Source organism: Alcanivorax sp. HI0083 (assembly GCF_001635175.1).
Map to the genome: position 1 here is coordinate 1 of NZ_LWFX01001266.1, position 5,896 is coordinate 5,896.

Genomic DNA, 5,896 nt, shown 5'->3' on the forward strand with positions numbered 1-5,896 from the left:
CTACTTGCATTGCCACTGAACAGACCCTTGCGCTAGGTTACACATGCTTGTCGGGGCGCACCTGAACGCTGGCTTGCTAGGTATCGTCGGTCTGAGGTGCAACTCAGCCGATGGATTCTTTATCGGCGTATGAATAGGTGCGGGGTGGGGCCAAATCTCCTACCGTCTGTACCCTTGGGTCAGATGCTCCTTTGGTCCCTCCACCCCGGCAAGTCCTGCATGGTTGCAGGAAGAGCATTCAAACATACAAGTACCTCTCGAGGTGCGAACCGCGCGTGAGCGCGAAAGTTGGCCGAAGCGTTGTCAGGGATTGACCGCGCTGTGCTGCTCCAGCGCCCACAACACATGTTCGCGCACGGTTTCATCTGGGTAATCCATCCGGGAGTTCAACGCCTGCACGATGTCCTCGGTGGTGGGCGCATTGCCCAGCGCCACGGCAATATTGCGCAGCCATTTCAGATACCCGGCACGACGAATCGCCGATCCCGCCGTGCGTTCCAGAAATTCCTCTTCGCTCCATGAAAACAGTGAGACCAGGTCGCTGTCGCCGAGCCCGTGGCGGGGGTGGAAATCGGTTTCGCCGGTGTGCTGGGCAAAACGATTCCAGGGGCACATGAGCTGGCAGTCATCGCAGCCGAAAATACGGTTGCCGATGCCTTTGCGCAGGTTTTCGGGAATGCTGCCTTCGTGTTCGATGGTCAGGTAGGAAATGCAACGTCGGGCATCCAGCTCGTACGGCGCCACAATGGCATCGGTGGGGCAGACGGTGATGCAGGCTTTACACTTGCCGCAATGGTCATCGCCGGGGGTGTCCACCGGCAAGGCAATGTCGGTGTAGATTTCCCCCAGGAAAAACCAGCTGCCCGCTTCCCGGTTCAACACCAGGGTGTGCTTGCCCTGCCAGCCCAGCCCGGCTTTCGCCGCCAGCGGTTTTTCCATTACCGGGGCGCTGTCCACAAAGGCCCGTGCCAGCTCACTGTCGGCAACTGCCTCGCGAATGCGGCTGGCCAGAATTGCCAGGCGCTTGCGGATCAGCTTGTGATAGTCACGGCCCAGCGCATAGCGGGACACATAGGCCTTGTCTTTCTGTTGCAGCAATTTCACCGGCTGGGTGTCCGGGGGCAGGTAATCCATGCGCGCGGAAATCACCCGCAGGGTGCCCGGTTCCAGCTCCTCCGGGCGAAAGCGCTTGTTGCCGTGGGCTGACATCCACTCCATTTGCCCCTGATACCCTTTCGCCAGCCACGCTTTCAATTGTGCTTCTTCGGCGTGCAGATCCGTATCGGCAATACCGATTTGCTGGAAGCCGAGTTCGCGGCCCCATTGCTGGATTTGGGCTTTCAGTTGATTCAGATCCATGACGTTTCGGGGCAACCGGCTCTCGTGCGTATAATGGCGGGAAATGTGTTGTGGCGCCCCGGTAAACGGGAGGCGCACGAAATAACGCGAAGGATAACAGGTGACCGAGCTACCTGCTGCTTTATACACCGCGGCGCAGACCCGCGAGCTGGACCGACTGGCCATTGCCGCCGGCACCCCGGGCGCCGAGCTGATGGAGCGGGCCGGGCAGGCGGCCTTTGATGCCCTCTGCGAGCGCTGGCCCCAAGCCGGCAAGCTGGCGATATTGTGTGGCGGCGGCAACAACGGTGGCGATGGCTATGTGGTGGCGCGGCTGGCGGCGGAGGCCGGCCTGCAGTCGCAGATCTGGTTTACCACTGCACCGGATCAGCTCAAGGGCGATGCCCTGACCATGGCCCGGCGCTGTCAGGCCGTCGGCATTCCCATGCAACCGCTCACCCAGGCCGACCTGCCGCATTCTGCGGACCTATTGGTCGATGGTCTGCTGGGCACCGGCCTCAAAGGTCCGTTGCGTGATGACGTGGCCGCGTTGTTGCGCGCCCTGAATGGGTTGTCGCTTCCGGTGCTGGCGCTGGATATTCCTTCGGGGCTCAGCGCCGACAGCGGCATGCCCCTGGGGCCAGTATTGCAGGCGGAGATGACCTGTACCTTTATTGGTCTTAAACGGGGTCTGCTCACCGGCGAAGGGCCGTTGCATTGCGGTGCGCTGCGTTTTTTCGATTTGCAGGTGGGGCGAGATATTTACGCCCAGATGCAGCCGGACTGCCTAAGCCCCGGCGCCGAGACGCTACAGCACCGTTTGCCCGCCCGCCGGGTAGATGGCCACAAGGGCCATTACGGCCATGTGCTGGTGATCGGTGGCGATCATGGTTTTGCCGGCGCGCCGGTCATGAGTGCCCAGGCCGCCGCCCGTTGCGGGGCTGGCAAGGTGTCGTTGATTACACGCCCGGCCCATGTGGCGGTGGCTTTGATCCGCCAGCCGGAAATCATGGTACGCGGGGTGGATCGCCCGGAAGACGCTGTTGCGCTGATGGAGGCGGCCACGGTGATTGCCATTGGCCCCGGGTTGGGGCTGGATGCGTGGGGCCGAGGCTTGCTGGATGCGGCACTGGCAACGGGCAAGCCGATGGTGGTGGACGCGGATGCCCTGACCCTGATCGCCGGGCAGGCGGATATCGGCACGGCGGATTGGGTGCTCACTCCGCACCCGGGTGAAGCGGGCCGGCTGTTGGGAGTGTCCGCTGGCGACATTCAGCAGGACCGGTTTGCCGCATTGGACAGTCTGTCTGCTCGCTATGGCGGTACCGTGCTGCTCAAGGGGCTGGGTACCCTGGTGCAGGGCGAGCCCGCAGAGGCCGGGCCGGGCCGGGCGCTGATTCGCGATGGCAACCCGGGCATGGCGTCCGGAGGCATGGGCGATGTGCTCACCGGGGTGATTGCCGCCTTGCGGGCCCAGGGGCTGAGCGGGTTTGATGCGGCTCGCCTGGGTGCCATGGTGCACGCCCGGGCGGCGGACCACTGTGCGGCGGCGCAGGGTGAGCGGGGCTTGCTGGCTACCGATTTGCTCGGGGCGTTGCGCCAGCAATTGAACCACAGGCTGCAAGGCCATGAATTGCCGCAAGGGGCAGACAAGCAATGAGCCAGGAGTTTTACGATTTGCCGGATGAAGCGGCAACCTTGTCATTGGGCGCTGATCTGGGCCACCGCTTGGCGGCGGGCGGCTGCGTTTATCTCGAAGGTGACCTGGGCGCGGGGAAAACCACCCTGGTTCGCGGTATGCTCCGTGGCCTGGGGCATGAAGGGGCCGTAAAGAGCCCGACCTATACCATTGTGGAACCCTACGAGATTGCTGGCGTCCATATCTATCACTTTGACCTGTATCGCCTGGCCGACCCGGAAGAACTGGAGCTGATTGGCGTGCGGGATTATTTCGATGCCGGCTCCCTGTGTTTGCTGGAATGGCCGGAGCGGGGCGCGGGAGTGGTGCCAACGCCGGATTTGACCATTACACTGGCCGTGCATGGCCACGGAAGAAAAGCGACCCTGGAATGGGTTGGTGACTAAACGCCTATGACTAAACGTTTATGACGACTCGCATTCACAACAAGAAAACCGTATCGGTATTTTTCTTCACTCTGGCAGCGTTGTGCTGGAGTTCGCTGGCGCTTGCCCAGACCACCATCGATTCCGTGCGCCTGCACCGGGCGCCGGACCACACCCGGATCGTGTTCGATTTGCCCGCGCCGGTGGATCACAAACTCGACAAGCTGGCCAACCCGGATCGTGTTGTGCTCGATCTGCAAGACGCGGCGCTGGATTTCGACGTGAAAACGCTGGATTACGCCAGCAGCCCCATTGCCAATATCCGGGTAGGCAAGCACACCGATAAAACCCGGGTGGTGCTGGACATGAAAGAGTCCGTGCGCACCCGCACCAATCTGCTCAAACCCATTGAGCCCCACGGCTGGCGGCTGGTGGTGGACCTGTTCGACAAGGAACTGCAAACCGCCAAAACCGACAAGCCCAAGCCGCAAAAGCCGGTAGAGCCCAAGGCGCAGCGGTTGATGATTGTGGCCATTGATGCGGGGCACGGCGGGGAAGATCCGGGTGCCCGCGGCCCCAGTGGCACCTATGAAAAGACCATTGTTCTGCAGATTGCCAAAAAGCTGGAAGCGCTGGTTAATGACAAGGCCGGCATGCGGGCGGTGATGGTGCGCGATGGCGATTACTACGTGCCTCTGGTCGAGCGCCGCAAGATCGCCCGGGAAAAACACGGTGCGGATGTGTTTGTCTCTATTCACGCGGATGCCTTCACCGACGCCCGCGCCCATGGCGCCTCGGTGTTTGCCCTGTCCAACCGGGGGGCCACCAGTGCCCGGGCCCGCTATCTTGCCAAGATCGCCAACGAGTCTGACCGCGTAGCCGGGGTGTATGAAGAAGAGGAAGACGACAGTTCGTTATACAGCGTGCTGGCGGATCTACAGATGAACGGCTCCATGGCCGGCAGTCTCTATCTGGGCCGCCAGGTGCTGCTGGAAATGGGTAAAGTCACCAAGCTGCATGGTAACCGCGACAAAGTGGAACAAGCGGGCTTTGCGGTGCTGAAAGAGCCGGAAATGGTCTCCATCCTTGTGGAAACCGGTTTTATCTCCAACCCCACCGAAGAGCGGAATTTGCGCTCCTCGGCGCACCAGACCAAGCTGGCACGCTCGGTGCTTAACGGCATTGACGCCTATTTCCGCAGCCACCCGGCACCCAATAGCTGGTATGCGGCCCAGCGCCGTGAGCAGGGTGATGAGTATCGTATTCAGCCCGGTGATACACTGTCGGAAATTGCCCGGCAGTACAGTGTTTCCGAGCAGTCTATCCGCTCGGCCAACGGTATGGATGGTGACCGGATCATGGTCGGCCAGGTACTGAAAATTCCGCGTTCATAATATTCCGCTGGCATGCAGCACGCATCATGTCGGCACGCTAAACGCCAGGCGTGCCGGGTGAGCGTTGTGTGTCGGGACAGATAACTTTCTAAAGGATTTGTTTTGTCCAAGATTCAGCTGCTTGATTCCCGCCTTGCTAACCAGATTGCCGCCGGTGAAGTGGTTGAACGTCCTGCGTCTGTGCTCAAGGAATTGCTGGAAAATGCGCTGGATGCCGGCTCGGAATCCATCAGCGTGGATGTGGAGCAGGGCGGGGTGAAACTGGTGCGGGTGCGCGATAACGGTAACGGCATCGAACGTGATGATTTGCCGCTGGCCCTGTCCCGGCACGCCACCAGCAAGATTCGCGGCCTCGATGATCTGGAAGCCATCGGCACGTTGGGCTTTCGCGGGGAAGCGCTGGCGGCGATCAGCTCCGTCTCTCGATTGAGCCTGGCCAGTAACGTGGAAGGCGAAGCGGAAGGCTGGCAAGTGACCGTGGAAGGGCGCGATATGGCGCCGACGGTATCGCCGGCGGGGCACCCCCGTGGCACCACCGTGACCATGCGTGACCTGTTTTTTAATACCCCGGCCCGACGCCGGTTCCTGCGCACCGAAAAAACCGAATTCAATCATCTCGAAGAAGTGTTTCGGCGCATTGCCCTGAGTGAATTCAATACCGCGTTTCGTCTCACCCATAACCAGAAAGTGATTCACCAGTTGCCCGCCGGGCTGGATGACACCCTGCGGGCGGCGCGGGTGGCCAAGCTGTGTGGCAAGGGTTTCATGGAGCAGGCGGTGGCCGTGGACGTGGAGCGCGATGGCTTGCGTCTGCACGGCTGGATGGGCCTGCCCACGTTTTCCCGCTCCCAGGCGGACCTGCAATATTTCTATGTGAATGGCCGGGTGATTCGCGACAAGGTGGTCAGCCATGCGGTGCGCCAGGCGTATGCGGATGTGCTCTACCACGGCCGCCACCCGGCCTATGTACTGTTTCTGGAGCTGGACCCGGCCATGGTGGATGTGAACGTTCACCCCACCAAACACGAAGTGCGTTTCCGCGAACAACGGATGGTACATGGTTTTCTGTATAGCTCATTGCATCGCGCCATTGCCGGGGT

The 5,896-nt window shown here is 61.3% G+C and carries 5 protein-coding genes; 4 read left to right on the forward strand and 1 reads right to left on the reverse strand.

The window, feature by feature from the left end:
* Positions 1–303 precede the first annotated feature (303 nt).
* Positions 304–1,359, reverse strand: a complete 1,056-nt coding sequence (queG, locus tag A3754_RS18635) for a tRNA epoxyqueuosine(34) reductase QueG (protein WP_063520899.1) — start codon at positions 1,357–1,359, stop codon at positions 304–306.
* A gap of 100 nt (positions 1,360–1,459) precedes the next feature.
* Between queG and A3754_RS18640 the strand changes: the two genes are divergently transcribed.
* The 4 genes from A3754_RS18640 to mutL form a co-directional block, all read left to right on the forward strand.
* Positions 1,460–2,998: a bifunctional ADP-dependent NAD(P)H-hydrate dehydratase/NAD(P)H-hydrate epimerase gene (locus A3754_RS18640; protein WP_063520900.1), complete on the forward strand. Its 1,539-nt coding sequence runs from the start codon at positions 1,460–1,462 to the stop codon at positions 2,996–2,998.
* A complete protein-coding gene (gene tsaE, locus A3754_RS18645; protein WP_063520901.1) occupies positions 2,995–3,423 on the forward strand; it encodes a tRNA (adenosine(37)-N6)-threonylcarbamoyltransferase complex ATPase subunit type 1 TsaE in 429 nt (142 codons plus the stop codon). The genes A3754_RS18640 and tsaE overlap by 4 nt, the downstream gene beginning before the upstream one ends.
* 20 nt (positions 3,424–3,443) lie before the next feature.
* Positions 3,444–4,796, forward strand: a complete 1,353-nt coding sequence (locus tag A3754_RS18650) for an N-acetylmuramoyl-L-alanine amidase (RefSeq protein ID WP_082872346.1) — start codon at positions 3,444–3,446, stop codon at positions 4,794–4,796.
* 102 nt (positions 4,797–4,898) lie between these two features.
* On the forward strand, positions 4,899–5,896 hold a 998-nt coding region (gene mutL, locus A3754_RS18655), incomplete at its 3' end, for a DNA mismatch repair endonuclease MutL (RefSeq protein WP_156497080.1).